Source organism: Kitasatospora sp. NPDC042419, from assembly GCF_056437345.1.
The window spans coordinates 18,901-37,691 of the sequence record NZ_JBWKAW010000048.1 but is presented as its reverse complement, the minus strand read 5'-3'; the positions used below and the strand labels follow the sequence as shown (position 1 = coordinate 37,691).

Annotated in this window: 13 protein-coding genes; 4 read left to right on the top strand and 9 right to left on the bottom strand. The window is 74.3% G+C overall.

Features of this window, described 5'->3' with window-relative positions; genetic code table 11:
* Window positions 1-179: 179 nt before the first annotated feature.
* From AC067J_RS41550 to AC067J_RS41540, 3 genes are all read left to right on the top strand, one after another.
* Window positions 180-830 carry an amino acid ABC transporter permease gene (locus AC067J_RS41550; RefSeq protein ID WP_478308009.1) on the top strand — a complete coding sequence of 217 codons (651 nt, stop codon included), beginning with the start codon at window positions 180-182 and terminating at the stop codon, window positions 828-830.
* The gene (locus AC067J_RS41545; RefSeq protein WP_478308007.1) at window positions 827-1,678 is read left to right on the top strand and encodes an amino acid ABC transporter permease; all 852 of its coding nucleotides are present in this window, start codon (window positions 827-829) and stop codon (window positions 1,676-1,678) included. The genes AC067J_RS41550 and AC067J_RS41545 overlap by 4 nt, the downstream gene beginning before the upstream one ends.
* Window positions 1,679-1,824: 146 nt before the next feature.
* Window positions 1,825-3,672 carry an FAD-dependent monooxygenase gene (locus tag AC067J_RS41540; protein WP_478308005.1) on the top strand — a complete coding sequence of 616 codons (1,848 nt, stop codon included), beginning with the start codon at window positions 1,825-1,827 and terminating at the stop codon, window positions 3,670-3,672.
* Here AC067J_RS41540 and rny read toward each other — a convergent pair.
* From rny to AC067J_RS41495, 9 genes are all read right to left on the bottom strand, one after another.
* Window positions 3,653-5,122, bottom strand: a complete 1,470-nt coding sequence (gene rny / locus AC067J_RS41535; RefSeq protein WP_478308004.1) for a ribonuclease Y — start codon at window positions 5,120-5,122, stop codon at window positions 3,653-3,655. The two genes, AC067J_RS41540 and rny, sit on opposite strands and share 20 nt — an antisense overlap.
* A gap of 222 nt (window positions 5,123-5,344) precedes the next feature.
* Window positions 5,345-6,361, bottom strand: a complete 1,017-nt coding sequence (gene recX, locus AC067J_RS41530) for a recombination regulator RecX (protein WP_478308003.1) — start codon at window positions 6,359-6,361, stop codon at window positions 5,345-5,347.
* 7 nt (window positions 6,362-6,368) lie between these two features.
* Entirely contained in the window at window positions 6,369-7,496 is a 1,128-nt protein-coding gene (gene recA / locus AC067J_RS41525; protein WP_478308002.1) for a recombinase RecA, read from the bottom strand.
* Between the two features lie 154 nt (window positions 7,497-7,650).
* Window positions 7,651-9,021: an AI-2E family transporter gene (locus tag AC067J_RS41520; protein WP_478308012.1), complete on the bottom strand. Its 1,371-nt coding sequence runs from the start codon at window positions 9,019-9,021 to the stop codon at window positions 7,651-7,653.
* A 43-nt stretch (window positions 9,022-9,064) separates the two neighbouring features.
* Window positions 9,065-9,259 carry a DUF3046 domain-containing protein gene (locus AC067J_RS41515; RefSeq protein WP_327681126.1) on the bottom strand — a complete coding sequence of 65 codons (195 nt, stop codon included), beginning with the start codon at window positions 9,257-9,259 and terminating at the stop codon, window positions 9,065-9,067.
* A gap of 62 nt (window positions 9,260-9,321) precedes the next feature.
* A complete protein-coding gene (locus AC067J_RS41510; protein ID WP_478308001.1) occupies window positions 9,322-10,236 on the bottom strand; it encodes an IS982 family transposase in 915 nt (304 codons plus the stop codon).
* 86 nt (window positions 10,237-10,322) lie between these two features.
* A complete protein-coding gene (locus tag AC067J_RS41505; protein WP_478307999.1) occupies window positions 10,323-11,261 on the bottom strand; it encodes a helix-turn-helix domain-containing protein in 939 nt (312 codons plus the stop codon).
* 217 nt (window positions 11,262-11,478) lie between these two features.
* Window positions 11,479-12,030: a GNAT family N-acetyltransferase gene (locus tag AC067J_RS41500; protein WP_478307998.1), complete on the bottom strand. Its 552-nt coding sequence runs from the start codon at window positions 12,028-12,030 to the stop codon at window positions 11,479-11,481.
* Between the two features lie 63 nt (window positions 12,031-12,093).
* Entirely contained in the window at window positions 12,094-13,626 is a 1,533-nt protein-coding gene (locus AC067J_RS41495; RefSeq protein WP_478307996.1) for a S8 family serine peptidase, read from the bottom strand.
* A 267-nt stretch (window positions 13,627-13,893) separates the two neighbouring features.
* Between AC067J_RS41495 and AC067J_RS41490 the strand changes: the two genes are divergently transcribed.
* Window positions 13,894-18,600 carry an ATP-dependent helicase gene (locus AC067J_RS41490; protein WP_478307995.1) on the top strand — a complete coding sequence of 1,569 codons (4,707 nt, stop codon included), beginning with the start codon at window positions 13,894-13,896 and terminating at the stop codon, window positions 18,598-18,600.
* Window positions 18,601-18,791: the final 191 nt, after the last annotated feature.

Sequence of the window (18,791 nt, the reverse complement as noted above, 5' to 3'; positions counted from 1 at the left end):
CGCCACCCCCCCCCCCCGCCGCCTCCGGGTGCCCCCCGCCCCCCCCCCGCGCGGGGGTGGTGCTTAAGTCCGGCCGGGGGCGCCCCCCCCCCCCGCCCCCCCCCCCCCCCCGCCCGCCAACTCTCCCGATCGACCGAACGACCCCCGAACCACCGACCACCTGAGAGGAGGGCCGCCGGATGGGCTTCCTGTTCGAGGACGGCAACTTCGCGCTGTTCCGCGACGGCTTCCTGCAGACGATCGAGCTGAGCGCGCTCAGCGCGCTGCTCGCCCTGCTGCTGGGCACCCTGCTGGCGGCCTGCCGGGTCTCCCCCGTCCCGGTGCTGCGCGGCTTCGGCACCGCGTGGGTGACGCTCTTCCGCAACACCCCGCTGACCGTGCTGTTCTTCGCCGTGACGTTCGGGCTCCCCCCGCTCGGCGTGCACTTCAGCCACCTCACCTTCGCGGTGCTGGCGCTCGGCGGGTACACCGCGTCGTTCGTCTGCGAGGTGCTGCGCTCGGGCATCAACACCGTCCCGCTCGGTCAGGCGGAGGCCGCCCGCAGCCTCGGCATGACCTTCGGCCAGACCCTGACCCAGATCGTCCTGCCGCAGGCGGCCCGGACGGTGCTGGCGCCGATGAGCAGCGTGTTCATCGCGCTGCCGAGGAACTCGGCGATCGCCGGCGCGTTCAGCGTCAGCGAGCTGTACAGCGCGCAGCAGACCTTCTCGGAGCGCGGCTACTCGATCTTCGCGATCTTCTTCTGGGTGGCCTGCGCCTACCTGGTGATCAGCGCCACCGTCGCCCTGCTGTTCCGCTTCCTGGAGAACCGACTGGCGGTGGCCCGATGAGCTCGATCTTCACCCGCCCTTCCACGGCCAGCGTCCTCTACGACGCCCCCGGCCCGAAGGCCCGCTCCCGCTACCGGGTGTTCGGCGTGCTGTCGCTGCTCGCGATCGCCGGCCTGCTCTGGTACGCCGTCACGGCGCTCGCCGACAACGGCCAGTTCGACGCCGAGCTCTGGGACGCGTTCCAGTACAACACCATCCAGCAGCGGATCGTCGACGGTCTGCTGTCCACCCTGGAGGCCTTCGGGCTGGCCGCGGTCGGCTCGCTCTCCCTGGGCGCGCTGCTCGCCGCCGGGCAGCTCTCCGACCACAAGCCGGTGCGCTGGGCGGCCGTCTCCTTCGTCCAGTTCTTCCGGGCGATGCCGCTGCTGATCCTGATCGTCGCGCTCTACTACGCGTTCTTCGCCAAGGAGCCGATGTGGGCCCTGGTGCTCGGGCTCACCCTCTACAACGGCTCGGTCCAGGCCGAGATCATCCGCAGCGGCGTCAACGCCGTCCCGCGCGGCCAGGGCGAGGCCGGCTACGCGCTCGGCCTGCGCAAGACCCAGGTGATGACCACCGTCCTGGTGCCGCAGGCGGTCCGCTCGATGCTGCCCTCGATGATCGGCCAGCTGGTCGTCACCCTCAAGGACACCTCGCTCGGCTACATCATCACCTACTCCGAGTTGCTCTACGCCGGCAAGCAGATCGCCAGTCAGCCGCTCAACGCCGCGGGCTTCCCCTACATCCCCGTGGTGCTGGTGATCGGGCCCATCTACATCGCGATGTGCCTCCTGCTCACCGCGCTCGCCCGGTGGATCGAGGCACGCGGCCGACGCGGCGCGAACCGGCGCACTTCAGCTGCTGCTTGACGGACACCCAGGTGAACTGTTGCATTGCTCTTCGTGACACCATCCGGGAGCATCCACGCGGCATATGACGCCACCCCGTCGACCAGCCCTTGCCCGGAGGTCCCCGGCCGCGTCGCACCGAACCGTCCGTGCCCGGAGGTCGCGGCATGGACCCGGTGATCGTGGTCGGGGCCGGGCCGGTGGGCCTGGCCCTGGCCCTCGCCCTCGCCCGGCACGAGGTGCCGACCGTCGTCCTCGACGAGGGCTCCGGGCTCTGCCCCGAGAGCCCTCGCAGCGTCGTCCTCGGCGCCGACACCGCCGCCTTCCTCACCCGGATCGGCTACCCCCGGGCCGTCTCCGACGCCGCCCGCTGGGACGCCTTCACCATCTGGCGCCGCCGCCAGGAAGTGCTCCGGATCGACCTCGCCGACACCCCCGTCCTGCACCTGCCCCAGCACCGGCTCCAGCGCGGCCTGCGCGACGCCCTCACCGGAACCCCCCTGGTCAGGCTGGTCCCGCTCAGCCGGGTCACCCGGCTCGAACAGGACCGCGACGGCGTCAGCGTGCACACCCGCAACCCGCAGGACGGCACCGAGACCTGGTGGCGCGGCAGCCACCTGGTCGGCTGCGACGGCGCCCGGTCCACCGTCCGCAAGCTGCTGAAGATCCGCTTCCCCGGCCGCCCGGCCGTCGACCGCAGCGCCATCGCCACCGTCCGGGTCGACCTGCCGTTCACCGAGCCCCGGCTGCACCGCGAGCCGCCGTGGCGCGGCGACCGCGAGGCCTCCGCCCGCCCGCTGCCGGACGGTGTCTGGCGGCTGGACTGGCGGCTGCCGCCCGGCCGGCCGACGCCCACCGAGACGGTCGACCCGCACGCCACCTGGCCCGGCATCGTCACCGGCGACACCCTGCTCACCCGGGTCACCGCCACCCTCACCGGCTGGTGCGGCGAACTCCCCAAGTTCGACCTGCTCGCCGCCGCCGACCACACCGCCCAGCAGCGGCTGGCGGCCCGCTTCCGCAACGGCCGCTGCTTCCTCGCCGGCGACGCCGCCCACCTGCACGGCGCGCTCGGCATGCAGAACCTCGCCGACGGCCTGCGCGACGCCGACAACCTCGCCTGGCGGCTCGCCCTCGCCTGGCACCTCCACCCGGGCGGCCCGCAGCCCGGCGGCTCCCTGCTCGACGGGTACGAGGCCGAGCGGCGCGGCGCGGTCGGCGCCCGGCTGCGCGCGGTCGACCAGGCCATGCCGCTGCTGCGCCCGCTGCGCGGCTGGCAGGCCACCCGCCGCTCACTGCTCACCGGCTCGTTCCGCAAGCACGCGCCGATGCTCGCGGACGGCCAGCTCGGCACCGGCCGGTTCGGCGGCGCGCCCGCCTACCCGGCCGCCCCCTCCGGCGTGCCCGGGCGCGTCCCGGTCCAGCGCGGGGCGCGCGGCAGCACCTCGCTCAGCGAACTGCTGCCCGCGACCGCCCCCGGCGTGCTCGTCCCGGACCTTCCGGTGCTGACCGCCGACGGCACTCCGGACCAGCTGCACGCCCGCCTCGGCTCCGGCTTCCTGCTGCTGCTGGTCGCCCCCGGCACCACCGTCTGGTCGGCCGAGCACTGGCTCGGCGCCGGGCTGATGCCCCGGCTGGCCGAGGTCGCCGCCGCGCTGCCGGTACCGGCCGAGGTCCTGGTCACCGAGGCCTACCCGGGCGCAGGACCGCACAGCGTGCTGCTGATCCGCCCCGACGGGCACCTGGTCGGGGTCACCCAGGGCGCCGCGGCCGAGGACCTCCAGGCGCTGGCCGACGGGGCCCGCGGCGGTCCGGCCTCGCTCACCGGCGGGCCCGAGGCCGAGCCCGCAGCCGGGCCGGCCACCGCAGCCGCGCCGGCGCCGACACCGGCCGACGCACCGGCACCGGCCGCCGGGCCCCGGCCGACGGCCGGGCCCATGACCCGACCCGTCACCGGTCCCGTGGCCGCTCCCGTGGCCGAGCCGGCCGCCGAACCTAGCGGGCCACCTCGGTGACCCGGCTCTCCCGGACCACCGTGACCCGGATCTGACCCGGGTACGTCAGCTCCTCGGACACCCTCCTGGCCACCTCGCGGGCGATCACCTGCGCCCCGAGGTCGTCCACCACCTCCGGCCGAACCATCACCCGGACCTCCCGGCCGGCCTGCATCGCGTACACCGCGGCCACGCCGTCGTGCGACCGGGCGATCTCCTCCAGCCGCTCCAGTCGGCGCACGTACGTCTCCAGCGACTCCTTGCGGGCGCCCGGCCGGCCGCCCGAACAGGCGTCGGCCGCCTGGGTCAGCACCGCCTCCACGGTCCGCGGCTCCACCTCCCCGTGGTGCGCCGCGATCGCGTGCACCACGTCCGCCGACTCGCCGTGCCGCCGGGCGAAGTCCGCGCCGACCGCCGCGTGGCTGCCCTCCACCTCGTGGGTGAGCGCCTTGCCGATGTCGTGCAGCAGCGCCGCGCGCCGCACCGGCTCCGGGTCCACCCCCAGCTCGGCGGCCATCAGCCCGGCCAGGTGCGCCGACTCCACCAGGTGGCCCAGCACGTTCTGCCCGTACGAGGCCCGGTAGCGCAGCGTGCCCAGGGTGCGGACCAGGTCCGGGTGCATCCCGCCGACCCGCACCGCCAGCAGCGCGTCCTCGCCCGCCCGCACGCAGCGCCGCTCGACCTCCTCGCGGCTGCGCTCGTGGACGTGCTCGATCCGCACCGGGTGGATCCGGCCGTCCTCGACCAGCTGTTCCAGGGTGAGCCGGGCGGTCTCCCGGCGGACCGGGTCGAAGCAGGAGAGCTGCACCACCGCCGGGGTCTCGTCGATGATCAGGTTGACGCCGGTGACGGCTTCGAAGGTCCGGATGTTCCGGCCCTCCCGCCCGATCACCCGGCCCTTCATCTCCTCGTTCGGCAGCCGGAACAGCGACACCGCGGTCTCCGCGGTCTGCTCGGCGGCCAGCCGCTGGATCGCCCCGGCGACGATCCCCCGGGCCCGCTGCTCGCCCTCCTCGCGGGCGGCGCGCTCGATCTCCCGGACGGTGACCGCCGCCTCCCGGCGCGCCTCGGAGGCGGCCTCCCGGACGAGTTCGGCGCGGGCCTGGTCCGCCGACAGCCCGGCGGTCCGCTCCAGCTCCTCGGCCCGGCGCCGGACCAGATCCGCCGCCTCTCCGCGGGCCCGCTCCAACTCAGCCGACCGTTCGGCCAGTTCGCCCTCACGGGTGCGGAGCCTGTCCAGCTCCTCGGTCAACCGCTCCTCGCGCCGGTCGAGTTCGGCCCGCAACTGGTCGGCCTGCTGCTCGGCCCAGCGCCGGGCCCGCTCGGTCTCGGCGGCGGCCCTGCGCCGTGCGTTCCGCAGGCGCCCGGCCGACAGCCAGACCGCCACTCCGACGGCGGCCACCACAGCGACGGCCAGCAGGACCGCCACCAGCAGGGAGGTGGCCGATCCGGCGCTCACCGCGATCCTCATCCTGCCCGCTCCCCGTCCCGCGGCGGCACGCCGCCCGGGACCAACCGCGCGGCCGGCCCGGACCTGCCTGGTCACGGGCGTGGCCAGGAGAGTGGCCAGGGGTGGCCGAGGAATGATCGATGTGCTCCCGCACTGAGTGCGAGGCTAAGCGCGGGTTACGAAACGGTCAAGACTGGCTTGGCAGTTGGCCAACTCCGCGATCCGGCCCGGGCCGACCCGGCGTCAGTCCCAGCCCTCGCCGGACGGTCCGTCCGCGTCCGCCGCGTCGTCCGCGGGCCACGCGAGCTCCTCTTCGTCCAGCGCCTCGCGGACCACCCGGAAGGCCAGGCCCTCGGAGTAGCCCCGCCGGGCCAGCACGCCGACCAGCCGACGCGTCCGGGCCTGCCGCTCCAGGCCCCGGGTGGTCCGGAGCCGGCGGTCGACCAGCGCCCGGGCCGCCTCGGTCTCGTCGTCGTGGTCGAGCTGGGCGAGGGCCTGCTCGACCCACTCGGCGGCCACCCCCTTGGTCCGCAGCTCCTGGGCCAGCGCCCGCCGGGAGAGCCCCCGGACCGCGTGCCGGGACTCCACCCAGGCCCGGGCGAAGGCCGCGTCGTCGATCAGCCCGACCTCCTCCAGCCGGGTCAGCACCTCCTCGGCGACCTCGTCCGGGATCTCCCGCTTGCGCAGGGCGTCGGCGAGCTGCTTGCGGGTCTTGGCCGCGCCGGTGAGCAGGCGCAGGCAGATGTCCCGTGCCCGGGCCTCGGGGTCGACGGGCTCCTCGGCCCGGGAACGCCGGGGCGCGCCGGTGTCCGGCGCCTCGCCCTGTTCCGGCCGTCCGGCCCGCCCGCGGGACCGCCTCCCGCCCTGCGGACCCCCGTCGGAGGACCGCCCCGCGAAGGACTGCCCGGTGAAGGACTGCCCGCCCGACGAACGCCCGCCCGACGGCGACACGGACCGGGCAGGGGCGGCCACACCCCCGTGACCGGCCGCCCCTGCCCGAACCTCCCCGGCACCAGGGCCGGAGGTCTCCTGCTCCAGCGCCGACCGGCGCCGTCGCCGTCCTGCGGGCAGCTCGGAGGCCGTGACCAACCCGAGGTCGCCCACGTCCGCCGGGCCGCCCGCGACCGCCGGACCGGACGGCTGCCGATCCGCCGCCCCGTCCGGCGCCGGCTCGGGATCGGCCACGGCCGCGAACCAGTCCGGCGGGCCGTAGTCGTCATCGTCCTCCGGGCCGCCGCCCGCTGCCCCGGTGTGCTGCATCAACGGATCAGGCCTTGGCGGCCGCCGCCGTCTTCTTCGCCGCGGCCGTCTTGGCGGCGGTCGCGGTGATCGGCTTGGCCGCACCCTCGGCCGCACCAGCACCAGCAGCCGCGGCATCGGCCTCGGCCGGCTCCTCGGTCTTCGGGCCGATGCCGAGCTTGCCCTTGATCTTCCGCTCGATCTCGTCGGCCAGCTGCGGGTTGTCCCGCAGGAAGTTGCGGGCGTTCTCCTTGCCCTGGCCGAGCTGGTCGCCCTCGTAGGTGTACCAGGCGCCCGACTTGCGGATGAAGCCGTGCTCGACACCCATGTCGATCAGGCCGCCCTCACGGCTGATGCCCACGCCGTAGAGGATGTCGAACTCGGCCTGCTTGAACGGTGCGGCGACCTTGTTCTTGACGACCTTGACCCGGGTGCGGTTGCCGACCGCCTCGGTGCCGTCCTTCAGGGTCTCGATCCGGCGGATGTCGAGGCGGACCGAGGCGTAGAACTTCAGCGCCCGGCCACCGGTCGTCGTCTCCGGCGACCCGAACATGACGCCGATCTTCTCGCGCAGCTGGTTGATGAACACCGCGGTGGTGTTCGACTGGTTCAGCGCACCGGCGATCTTCCGCAGCGCCTGGCTCATCAGACGGGCCTGCAGACCGACGTGCGAGTCGCCCATCTCGCCCTCGATCTCCGCGCGCGGGACGAGCGCCGCGACCGAGTCGATGATCACCAGGTCGATCGCGCCGGAGCGGATCAGCATGTCGGTGATCTCCAGCGCCTGCTCACCGGTGTCCGGCTGGCTGACCAGCAGGGCGTCGGTGTCCACGCCGAGCTTCTTGGCGTAGTCCGGGTCGAGCGCGTGCTCCGCGTCGACGAAGGCGACCGTGCCGCCGGCCCGCTGGGCGTTGGCCGCCAGGTGCAGGGTCAGCGTGGTCTTGCCGGAGGACTCGGGGCCGTAGATCTCGACCACCCGGCCGCGCGGGATGCCACCGACCCCGAGGGCGACGTCCAGAGCGGTGGACCCGGTGGAGATCACGTCGATCGGCTCGTTGGCCTTCTCGCCCAGGCGCATCACCGAGCCCTTGCCGAACTGCCGCTCGATCTGGGCGAGTGCGGTCTCAAGGGCCTTCTCGCGGTCCGTACCTGCCATGGCTTCCACCCTCGGGTTCTGTGCTGTGCGCTTCATCGTCATCGACGCTAGCGCGTCCCACTGACAATCGACCCTGACCGGGCTCGGCCTGGGGAAAACTCTTGGCCGGAGAGTACAAAGAACAAGTGTTCGATTCAAGCCGGGGCCATTCGAACTACTTCTCCCCGCCCTCCTCGCCGCCCCCGTCCCCCGGCCCCTGCCCGGAGCCGGAACCGGGGCCCGCCCCCGAACCGGACCCGGACCCGGTGCCCGGACCGGAACCGCCCTGCGGCCCCCCGCGGACCATCCGCCGCAGCCGGCGCGCCGCCTCCCGGCGCAGCGCCCGCCGGTGCCGCCGCTGCTCGCCCCGGTCGATCCGCGGGTCGGTCGCCACCTCGTAGCGCCGCACGTACGTCCCCACGAACCCCTGCAGGGTGGCCGCCGCGGGGATCGCGATCAGCGCGCCGACCGCCCCGAGCAGGGCGGCCCCGGCGATCACCGAGCCGAACGCCACCGCCGGGTGCACGTCCACCGTCTTCGCAGTGATCCGCGGGTGCAGCAGGTAGTTCTCGATCTGCTGGTAGACCACCACGAACGCCAGGACCCAGAGCGCGTCGACCGGCTCCACGGTGAGCGCCACCAGCACCGGCAGGGCGCCCGCCAGGTAGGTGCCGATGGTCGGCACGAACTGCGACATGACGCCGACCCAGATCGCCAGGGCCGCCGCGTACGGCAGGTCCAGCACGGCGAACATCACCCAGTGCGCGAACGCCGACGCGACGGCGAGCAGGGCCCGGGAGTAGAGGTAGCCGCCGGTCTTGGCCAGCGCGATCTCCCAGGCCCGCAGTACCTCGGCCTGCTTGGCGGGCGGCAGCAGCGAACAGACGGTCCGTCGCACCCGGGGGCCGTCGGCGGTGAAGTAGAAGGTGAAGAGGCCGACGGTGAAGGCCTGGAACAGCCCGCCGATCAGGGTGGAGGAGACGCCCCAGACGTTGTCGGCGGCCTGCTGGGCGTAGTTCTCGATGGCACCGGAGTCCTTGAGCAGCTTCTTCTGCAGCTCGTCCAGCGAGAGATCCTGGTTGAAGGTCCGGTTGACCCAGTCGATCAGGCTGTCGAGGAGGTGCGGCAGATCCCCCGCGATCTTCGCGACCTGGTCGACCAGCAGGGTGCCGAGCGCGGTCAGGAAGCCGCCCACCGCTATCGCCACCGCGACGAAGACCAGGAAGGTGCCGACCCCGCGGCGCACCCCGCGGGCCGCCATCCGGTCGACCGCCGGCTCCAGCGCCAGCGACAGGAAGAAGGAGACCAGCAGCATCACGAAGAGGTCGATCAGCTGGTGGAAGGCCCAGTCGGCGAGCTGGAACAGCCCGACCATGAGCAGCGCCAGCACCATCGCCCGGGGCAGCCAACGCGGCATCCCGGAACCCCAGAGGCCGTCGTCGGCGGTCCGGGCGGGCGGCGAGGCGGGCGGGGGGCCCGCGGCCTCGTCGGCGACCTGCGCCGACCTGTCCGAATTCTGCGGTTCTGCACTGCTTGTCACCCGCACAGTCTGACCCATGCCCGACGCCCGTTCGAGCATCGGGCCGGGATCAGCGGAGGACCGCGGAGACGCCCTGGGTCTCGCAGACCACCCGCCAGACGTCCTTGGCCTCCCAGCCGGCGTCCAGCGCCTGCCGGACCGTCCGGCCGCCCAGTTCGCTCATCACGTGGTCGGTCGCGAACGACTCGGCGTACGCCTCACCGAAGTGTGCGTGCATCCGCCGCCAGAACTCCGTCAGCCTCATGCCCACCAGTATCCCGGACCGGCCCGGCCCTAGATGAATGAGTCCAAGGGCTGTCGTCGCGGTCAGTGATCGTAGGCGATCAGGGATCGCTTGACAGGTTGCCCGGTCTTGTCGTTCAGCCAGATCGCGGTGGTGAGCGCCAGGATGCGTGTCAGTACCCGGGTGATCACTCCGGAGGGAGTGCGGCCACCGTGTTGTTCCAGGTCGAGCTGCCCTTTGAAGGTCTGGTTGATCGACTCGATGACCTGCCGCAGCGGCCTGAACAGGTGTGCCCCGGCCCGTTCAGGTTCGCCCTTGCGGGCTGGGCGCAACAGCTCCAGGTGACGATCGGTGAGATCGCGCTCGAAGTCGCGGCCGTAGTAGTTCTTGTCGCCGATGATCGTCTGTCCTGGATGGGTGGCAGTGACGTCGTGTGCGGCATCGAGCATGCCGCGCAGTGTTTCGCGTTCGTTGGCCTTCGCGCCGGTGAGCGCGAACAGGACGGGCAGCCCGCCCAGCGTGCACACCAGGTGCAGGCGCAGGCCCCAGAAGTACCGGGAGTGCGACGCGCAGTAGCCGTACTGCGCCCAGCCTGCGAGATCCGAGCGCCTGGCGGTCTCCCGAGAGCAGCCGCAGCCGACCGGGGTGGAGTCGACCACCCACACATCGTCGCTCCACAGTGAGGTGTCCTGCGCCAGCATCCTGATCATGTGCTTGAGCAGCTCGGATGCGTTGCGGAGTCGCTTGTTGTAACCGGACTGCTGAGGCAGGTAGGGGAAGAGGTGCCGGAAGTCCCGGCCGGCGCGCCGCAGCCACCGCCGCTCCGAGGTGTAGCCGAGCAGCGCCGACATCACCGCGACGGTGACCAGTTCGGCGTCACTGAGCGTGGGCGCGATCCCAACGGCCGGACGCCACGGAGCCAGATGTGGCGAAGCTTTCAATGCATCGTCGATCCTGACGTACAGTGCCGTTGCGAGGGTGTCCAAGTCTGTCATCACACACCGATATTGGACACCCTCGCGCCATGTCCGCAGGCCACCCCTTGACTCACTCAGGGCTCCGGGGTGCTCTCCATTGCAGTAACTTATGCGTCGCGGTCATTGCGCAGGGCCTGGATAAGCCAGGGGTACACCGGGATCAGGTTCGGTACGACCTGCCAGCCGTTGATGATCCACACCAGCCGCCAGTACCGGTCCACCCGGGGATCGTGCGCCTCTTCGAACTGCTGGGCCATCCAGGCCCGGAATTCCGCGTCAGGGGTGCGCGCGAACACCTCGGCGAAGCGGTGCACGAGGTCGTCGATGACGGGTGCGACCCTGTCGTTGAGCGGGTCGATGCCCGACTCCCTGGCATCGGCCACCTTCTGGCGGGTGAACTCCATCAGTTCCTCCCCTGCCTCGCTCTCGATGTCGAGCGTGCGCCCGGCGGCCTGGCATATGGCTGTTCGGCGCATCCGGGCCCGGAAGTCCTCGTCGCCGATCAGCTCGGCGAGTTCCACCCACGCGGCGACCTGCTCGCTGGACGGATCATCGGGGACGTCGGGAGTGGCAACGCGAACCATGGCCACCGCGGCCGGGGCGGCATCCACTGTGCCGAAGGTGCCCTCCATGAAATCGTCGATCAGACGTCGGCGTTCCTCGCCGGTCAACTGCGTGAGCCTGTGCATGAGCGTGGTCTCCTCAGGGCTGGACCCGCGGCTGGCCACGACTCGCAGAACGCTCCGGCGCATTTGCAGCATCCGGATCTGGACGTCCAGGGCAGCGGCCTGCGCCGCGGCGACTTCCGCCACCGAGAGCTCGCGGTCCAGTACCCGTTGAATCGTGGCCAGGTCTACGCCCAGCTCGCGCAGTGTGCGGAGGAGTTCCAAGCGGAGCAGTGCGTCGAGGTCGTAGAGCCGATAACCGGCGGGACTTCGGGTGGTCGGCGCTACCACCCCCGAATCGGAGTAGAACCGGATGGTCCTCACGGACAAGCCGGTCCGCCGGGAAAGCTCCCCGATCGAGTAAAGGGTCGTAACGTCCATGCCCCCACTCTGCTGTCTCCAGTCACTGGAGGCTCAAGGCTATTCCCCGGCTGGGCCCCGACCGGGACGTCCTTCGAGCTGCTGAGGCATGGGTCACGTGTCTTCCGCTGGCCGCCAGGCCGACTGGCACGCCTTGCACGCGTTGGGCGAGCTATGGCAGCGACATGTGTCACCGCTCGCTGGTGGCATATGGCTACGAGCCCTTGGACTCATTCATCTAGGGCCGCCAGTCCGCCGCCACCAGCGCGTACTCGACTTCACCGTGCTCACTGCCCGGGATCGCCTCCGGGTAATCCTCGTGGAAGGTCCGGACGTAGGAGAGCCCGGCCTTCTCCATCACCCGCCGCGAGCCGTGGTTGACCGCCATCGTGTACGCCACCACCCGCTCCACCCCGAGCCCGGTGAAGCCCCGGCGGATCAGCGCCCGCGCGCCCTCGGTGGCGTAGCCGTGTCCCCAGGCCGGGCGGCGCAGGCGGTAGCCGAGCTCGACCTCGGTGCGGTCGCCGTTCGGCGGCCGGAACTCGAACCATCCCAGGAAGGCCCCGCCGTCCCGCTCCTGCGCGGCCCACCAGCCGAGGTCGCCGTACCGGCGGTAGTGGTCGAAGTACAGCGGCAGCAGGACGTCCTCGACGACCTCGCGCGGGGTGGCCCGGCCGCCGGTGAGGTGGCGCATCACCTCGGGGTCGCCGTCCAGCTCCTCCAGGTGGTCCGCGTCGGCGGCGGTGAAGCGGCGCAGCACCAGCCGCTCGGTGGTGAGGAAAGCCTCCATCCTCCGATCCTCGCCCACCGCGGTCCCGCCCGTCACCCGGTTTTCCCGCGCACCCGCCGCCCGTCAGCGCGGCAGCATCAGCGTCCCCGCCCCGTAGTACTGCCGGTCGCCGCAGGCGTGCGGGCCGGGCGGGCAGGCGGCGGCCGCGGTGGCGGCCAGCAGGTCGGCGAGCCGGTCCGCGCCCCAGTCCGGGTGGAGCGCGGCGGCCACCGCGACCGCGCCGGTGACGTGCGCGGCGGCCATCGAGGTGCCGGCCAGCGCGGCGTACCGGTCGCCCGGCCAGTCGGAGACCACCGCCCCCTGCGTGCCGCCGTCCGGGTCGCCGCCGGGGGCGGCCAGCGAGACCTTGCCGCGCCCGTGGTTGGAGTACGCCGAGGGGTGGCCGTCCCGGTTCACGGCGGTCACCGTGACGACGCCGGGCAGCTCGCCGGGCAGCCGGACGCACTCGGGGCCGACGTACCGGGACTGCGGCGGGCCGGCGGTGCGGTCGTTCGGACTGCGCTCGTCGGTGCGGGCGGCGCCGAGGTCCTGCCCGTCGTTGCCGGCCGAGGCGACCACCACGGCGCCCTTCCCGCGCGCGTAGTCGACGGCCCGGCCGACGGCGGCGGTCAGCGCGGCCTGGTCACGGTCCCCGGGGCAGTTGTACTTCCACGGGTCGGCGAAGTAGCTGTTGTTGATCGCCCTGGCACCGTGGTCGGCGGCCCAGAGCATCCCGCAGACGACGTTCTCGGCGTAGTACTGGCCGAGCGGGCCGAGCAGCCGGACGGCGGCGATCCGGACGCCGGGCGCGACCCCGCTGACGCCGTGGCCGTCCCGGGCGGCGCCGACGATCCCGGCGACGTGCGTGCCGTGCCCGCTCTCGCCGACCCCGCCGTCGGGCCGCCAGGCGCCGGTCCGGGCGTCGGGGCGGCCGTCCGCGCAGGAGGCGGAGGCCTCGGGGTCGACGGCGGCGCGCAGGTCGGGGTGGGTGTCGTCGACGCCGGAGTCCAGCACCGCGACGAGCACCTTGCCGAGGGCGCCGGAGGCCGGGGCGGCCGGTCCGCCCAGCAGGCCGGGGGTGGTGTCGCCGCCCGGGCCGGCGGCGCCGAGCAGGGCGAGGTTCCAGGCGTCGTGCTCGGCCGGGTCGGCCACCGTGGCGGTGGTGTCGTCCCGGCCGTCGGCGCTCCCCGCCCGCACCGCTCCCGGACCGAAGTCGCCGGCGCCGTCGAGCGGCCGCGGCGGGCCCGGCACCGGTGCGGTCCGGGTGGCGCCGACGGCGGCCACCCCGGGCCGGCCCCTGACCTTGTCCGCGAAGCCCCCGGCGGCGTACGCGAGGACGGCGCCGATCTGCGGGTACTCCTGGACGACCTGCCCGCCGGCCGCGCGCGCCTCTCCCGCGGCCCGGGCGGCCCCGGCGGCGTCCGCCTGCTCGGCGAGCACCAGGTAGCTGAGGTACGACCGGCCGGGCCCGGAGACGTACGGCACGGCGCCGCCGACCACCAGGGCGGTGAGCAGCATGGCGAGCAGGACCCGGAAGGGGCCCCGCGCGCGGGGCCGGGCGGCCGGGCGGGTCCGGACGTGGACGGGACCGCGGCCGGACGGGTCCACCTGCGCCATGGCACGGTCTCCGCTCGTCGGTCCCGGTGGCCGTACGAGGTCGGGCGGCCGCAGGAGGGCTGGTCTTCACAGGAGCATCACTGGGTCTGAATCATCACCATATGGTCCGATTGTTCGTTCTGCCTTTCCAGCTCCACCGAACGGCCACCCACCCCGCCGCACCGGCCCGGCCCGCCCGCCCCGCCGCGCGACCCCGCCCACCCGAACCGGACGGCCCGCCGGACCTCCTCCCGCACCGTTGTCAGTGGCACCCGGCACCATGGGGGCATGGCGCCGCAGAACCAGACCCCGCCCCCGACCGATCCGCTGGCCGGCTTCGCCCCGGCCACCCGGGCCTGGTTCACCGCCGCCTTCTCCGCCCCCACCGCCGCCCAGACCGAGGCCTGGCGCGCCATCGGCCAGGAGACCGACGTCCTGGTCGTGGCCCCCACCGGCTCCGGCAAGACGCTCGCCGCCTTCCTCTCCGCGCTCGACCGGCTCAGCTCCACCCCGCCCCCCGCCGAGCCGGCCCGCCGCTGCCGGGTCCTCTACATCTCGCCGCTCAAGGCCCTCGCCGTCGACGTCGAACGGAACCTCCGCGCCCCGCTGACCGGCCTGCGCCAGGCCGCCGTCCGGCTCGGCCTGCCCGAGCCCGACGTCCAGGTCGGCATCCGCTCCGGCGACACCCCGGCCGCCGACCGCCGCCGCTTCGCCACCCACCCGCCGGACATCCTGATCACCACCCCCGAGTCGCTCTTCCTGCTGCTCACCTCCGCCTCCCGGGAGGCACTGCGCGGCATCGACACGGTGATCCTGGACGAGGTGCACGCCGTCGCCGGCACCAAGCGCGGCGCCCACCTGGCGCTCTCCCTGGAGCGCCTGGACGAGCTGCTGGACCGCCCGGCCCGCCGGATCGGCCTCTCCGCCACCGTCCGCCCGGTCGAGGAGGTGGCCCGCTTCCTCAGCCCCGGCCGCGGCGCCACCGTCGTCCAGCCGCCCTCCGCCAAGGAGTTCGACCTCTCCGTGGTCGTCCCCGTCCCGGACCTCGACGACCTGCCCGCCGCCCCCACCGCCGGCGCCGCCGCCGACAGCGACCCGGCCCGGCAGAACTCGATCTGGCCGCACGTCGAGGAGCGGATCGTCGACCTCGTCCAGGCCCACCGCTCGACCATCGTCTTCGCCAACTCCCGCCGCCTCGCCGAGCGGCTCTGCAACCGGCTGAACGAGATCGCCCTGGAGCGCGCCACCGGCGCCATCCAGCCCGAGGACCACTCCCCCGCCCAGCTGATGGGCGGCTCCGGCGCCGCCAAGGGCGCCCCGCCGGTGATCGCCCGGGCCCACCACGGCTCGGTCTCCAAGGAGCAGCGCGCCCTGGTCGAGGAGGAGCTCAAGGCCGGCCGGCTGCCCGCCGTGGTCGCCACCTCCAGCCTGGAACTCGGCATCGACATGGGCGCCGTCGAGCTCGTGGTCCAGGTCGAGTCCCCGCCCTCGGTCGCCTCCGGCCTGCAGCGGGTCGGCCGGGCCGGCCACCAGGTCGGCGCGGTCTCCACCGGCGTCGTCTTCCCCAAGTACCGCGGGGACCTCGTCCAGTCCGCCGTGGTCACCGAGCGGATGCGGGCCGGCCGGATCGAGGCGCTGCGCATCCCGCGCAACCCGCTGGACGTACTGGCCCAGCAGCTGGTCGCCATGACGGCGCTGGACACCTGGCCGGTGGACGACCTGCTCGCCGTGGTCCGGCGGGCCGCGCCGTTCGCCACCCTGCCGCAGTCCGCCTTCGACGCCGTGCTCGACATGCTGGCCGGCCGCTACCCCTCGGACGCCTTCGCCGAGCTGCGCCCCCGCGTGGTCTGGGACCGGGTGGCCGGCACCGTGGCCGGCCGTCCCGGCGCCCAGCGGCTCGCCGTCACCTCCGGCGGCACCATCCCCGACCGGGGGCTGTTCGGCGTCTTCATCGCCGGGGCGGACCCCAGGAAGGGGGGCGGACGGGTGGGGGAGCTCGACGAGGAGATGGTCTACGAGTCCCGCGTCGGCGACGTCTTCACCCTCGGCACCACCTCCTGGCGGATCCAGGAGATCACCCACGACAAGGTGCTCGTCACCCCCGCCCCCGGCGTCCCCGGCCGGCTCCCGTTCTGGAAGGGCGACACCCTGGGCCGCCCGCTCGAACTCGGCCGGGCCCTCGGCGCCTTCACCCGCGAGCTCGGGGCCCTCGACCCCGAGGCAGCCACCGCCCGGCTCCGGCGGGCCGGCCTGGACGACTGGGCCGCCGGCAACCTGCTGGACTACCTCGCCGAGCAGCGCGCCGCCTGCGGCCACCTCCCCGACGACCGCACCATCGTGGTCGAGCGGTTCCGCGACGAGCTGGGCGACTGGCGGATCGTCATCCACTCCCCCTTCGGCGCCCAGGTGCACGCCCCCTGGGCACTCGCCCTCGGGGCCCGGCTGCGCGAGAAGCACGGCCTCGACCCGCAGGTGATGCACGCCGACGACGGCATCGTGCTCCGCCTCCCGGACGCCGACCTGCTGTCCCCGGACTTCGACTTCGGCGGCCCCACCGCGCGGCCCGCCGCCGACGACGCCCCGGTCGGCGCGGACGCCGCCCTGTTCGACGCCGGCGAGATCGAACAGCTCGTCACCGACCAGGTCGGCGGCTCCGCCCTGTTCGCCTCCCGCTTCCGCGAGTGCGCCGGCCGCGCCCTGCTGCTCCCCCGCCGCAGCCCCGGCCGGCGCACCCCGCTCTGGCAGCAGCGCCAGCGCGCCGCGCAACTCCTGGAGGTCGCCTCCGAGTACGGGTCCTTCCCGATCGTGCTGGAGGCGGTCCGCGAGTGCCTCCAGGACGTCTTCGACGTCCCCGGCCTGGTCGAGCTGATGGCGGACCTCGAATCCCGCGCCGTCCGCCTGGTCGAGGTCACCACCCCCGAGCCCTCGCCCTTCGCCCGCTCGCTGCTCTTCGGCTACGTCGCCCAGTTCCTGTACGAGGGCGACTCCCCGCTCGCCGAGCGCCGCGCCGCCGCCCTCTCGCTCGATTCCCGGCTGCTCTCCGAACTCCTCGGCCAGGCCGAGCTGCGCGAGCTCCTCGATCCGCAGGTCCTCGCCGAGCTGGAGGCCGAACTCCAGCGGCTCACCCCCGAGCGCCGGATCAAGGACGCCGAGGGCGTCGCCGACGCGCTGCGCCTGCTCGGCCCGCTCAGCGAGGCCGAGCTGACCGCCAGGGGCGCCGAGCCGCTCTGGGCCCTGGAGCTGGAGTCCGCCCGCCGGGTGATCCAGGTCCGGATCGCCGGCGAGCGGCGCTGGGCCGCCGTCGAGGACGCCGGGCGGCTGCGCGACGCCCTCGGCACCCCGCTCCCGGTCGGCGTCCCCGAGGCCTTCACCGAGCCGGTCAAGGACCCGCTGGGCGACCTCCTCGCCCGGCACGCCCGCACCCACGGACCGTTCACCGCCGCGGAGGCCGCGGACCGCTTCGGCCTCGGCTCGGCCGTGGTCACCGGCACCCTGCACCGGCTGACCGCCGCCGGCCGCCTGGTCCAGGGCGAGTTCAGGCCGGTCGAGGGGCACACCGCCACCGTCGAGTGGTGCGACGCCGAGGTGCTGCGCAGGCTGCGCCGCCGCTCGCTGGCCGCGCTGCGCCAGGAGGTGGAGCCCGTCCCGCCGCGTGCCCTGGCCGCCTTCCTGCCGCAGTGGCAGCACCTGGCCGGCCACCGGCTGCGCGGCCCGGACGGCCTGCTCCGGGTGGTCGAGCAGCTCCAGGGAACGGCGCTGCCCGCCTCCGCGCTGGAGAAGCTGATCCTCCCGGCCCGGCTCACCGACTACTCCCCCGGCCTGCTGGACGAGCTGATGGCCGCCGGCGAGATCGGCTGGACCGGCGCCGGCGCGCTGCCCGGCAAGGACGGCTGGATCAGCCTGCACCTGGCCGAGAACGCCCAGCTGCTGCGCCCGGAACCGGTCCCGCCCACCGTCACACCGGTGCACACCGCACTGCTGGAGGCACTGGCCGGCGGCTACGGCCTCTTCTTCCGCCAGCTGGTCGCGCACCTGCCGGACACCCCCGAGCCGGAACTCGTCGAGGCGCTCTGGGACCTCGTCTGGGCGGGCTACGTCGGCAACGACACCCTGGCGCCGCTGCGCGCCCTGCTCGGCTCCGGCCGGACGGCCGGGTCCACCGCGCACCGGGCGCCCCGCGCCGTCCCGCGCGGCCGCTACGGCGGTGCGGGCCGCCCCTTCGGCCGGGTCGGCGGCGCGCTGCGCAGCGGTCCTCCGACGGTCGGCGGGCGCTGGTCGCTGCTGCCCGCCTTCGCCGCCGAGCAGACCGTACGGGCCACCGCCCAGGCGCAGAGCCTGCTGGACCGGCACGGCCTGCTCACCCGGGGCGCGGTGGCGGCCGAGCGGGTCCCGGGCGGCTTCGCCGGGGTCTACCGGGTGCTCGCCGCGATGGAGGAGCGCGGCCGGGCCCGCCGGGGCTACTTCGTGGAGGGGCTGGGCGGCGCCCAGTTCGCCATGGAGGGCGCGGCCGACCGGCTGCGGTCGGTCAACGGCCGGCTGGAGCGGGCCGGGGCCGCCGAGTGGCCGGCCGCCCCGGCCGCCGAGCCGCCGCAGGCCCTGGTGCTGGCCGCCGCCGACCCCGCCAACGCCTACGGCGCCGCGCTGCCCTGGCCCGAGCCGCCGACCGGTGCGGGCGGCGCGGCCGGTGCGGGCGACGGTGCCGCGGGCAGGGCGCACCGGCCGGGCCGGAAGGCGGGCGCCCTGGTGGTCCTGGTCGACGGCGAGCTGAGCCTCTACGTCGAACGCGGCGGCAAGTCGCTGCTGGCCTGGTCGGAGGACGGGGCGACGCTCGCCACGGCGACCGCCGCGCTGGCCGGCGCGGTCCGCGCGGGGGCGCTCGGCAGCGTCACCGTCGAGCGTGCCAACGGCGCACCCGCCCTGGGCTCCGAGCTCGGCACCGCCCTGGAGGAGGCCGGCTTCCACGCCACCCCGCGCGGCCTGCGCCTGCGGCCCTAGGGCGTGTCTTGTGGATCCGCGGCCCCGGGCTGATCCACAAGACACGCCCTAGGTGCGGACCCGTGCACACGACGAGGGCCGCGGCACCGGAATCCGGTACCGCGGCCCTCGTCCGCGTCTCTCACCCGATCGGAGGCTCCGCCTCCAACCGGGCCGTCGTTTCACCCGTCCGGCGCCTTGACGGACCGGTG

Coding starts and splice junctions, on each gene's coding strand:
- AC067J_RS41550 (WP_478308009.1), top strand. CDS start 180: ATGGGCTTCCTGTTCGAGGACGGCAACTTCGCGCTGTTCCGCGACGGC.
- AC067J_RS41545 (WP_478308007.1), top strand. CDS start 827: ATGAGCTCGATCTTCACCCGCCCTTCCACGGCCAGCGTCCTCTACGAC.
- AC067J_RS41540 (WP_478308005.1), top strand. CDS start 1,825: ATGGACCCGGTGATCGTGGTCGGGGCCGGGCCGGTGGGCCTGGCCCTG.
- rny (WP_478308004.1), bottom strand. CDS start 5,122: ATGAGGATCGCGGTGAGCGCCGGATCGGCCACCTCCCTGCTGGTGGCG.
- recX (WP_478308003.1), bottom strand. CDS start 6,361: ATGCAGCACACCGGGGCAGCGGGCGGCGGCCCGGAGGACGATGACGAC.
- recA (WP_478308002.1), bottom strand. CDS start 7,496: ATGGCAGGTACGGACCGCGAGAAGGCCCTTGAGACCGCACTCGCCCAG.
- AC067J_RS41515 (WP_327681126.1), bottom strand. CDS start 9,259: ATGAGGCTGACGGAGTTCTGGCGGCGGATGCACGCACACTTCGGTGAG.
- AC067J_RS41505 (WP_478307999.1), bottom strand. CDS start 11,261: ATGGACGTTACGACCCTTTACTCGATCGGGGAGCTTTCCCGGCGGACC.
- AC067J_RS41500 (WP_478307998.1), bottom strand. CDS start 12,030: ATGGAGGCTTTCCTCACCACCGAGCGGCTGGTGCTGCGCCGCTTCACC.
- AC067J_RS41495 (WP_478307996.1), bottom strand. CDS start 13,626: ATGGCGCAGGTGGACCCGTCCGGCCGCGGTCCCGTCCACGTCCGGACC.
- AC067J_RS41490 (WP_478307995.1), top strand. CDS start 13,894: ATGGCGCCGCAGAACCAGACCCCGCCCCCGACCGATCCGCTGGCCGGC.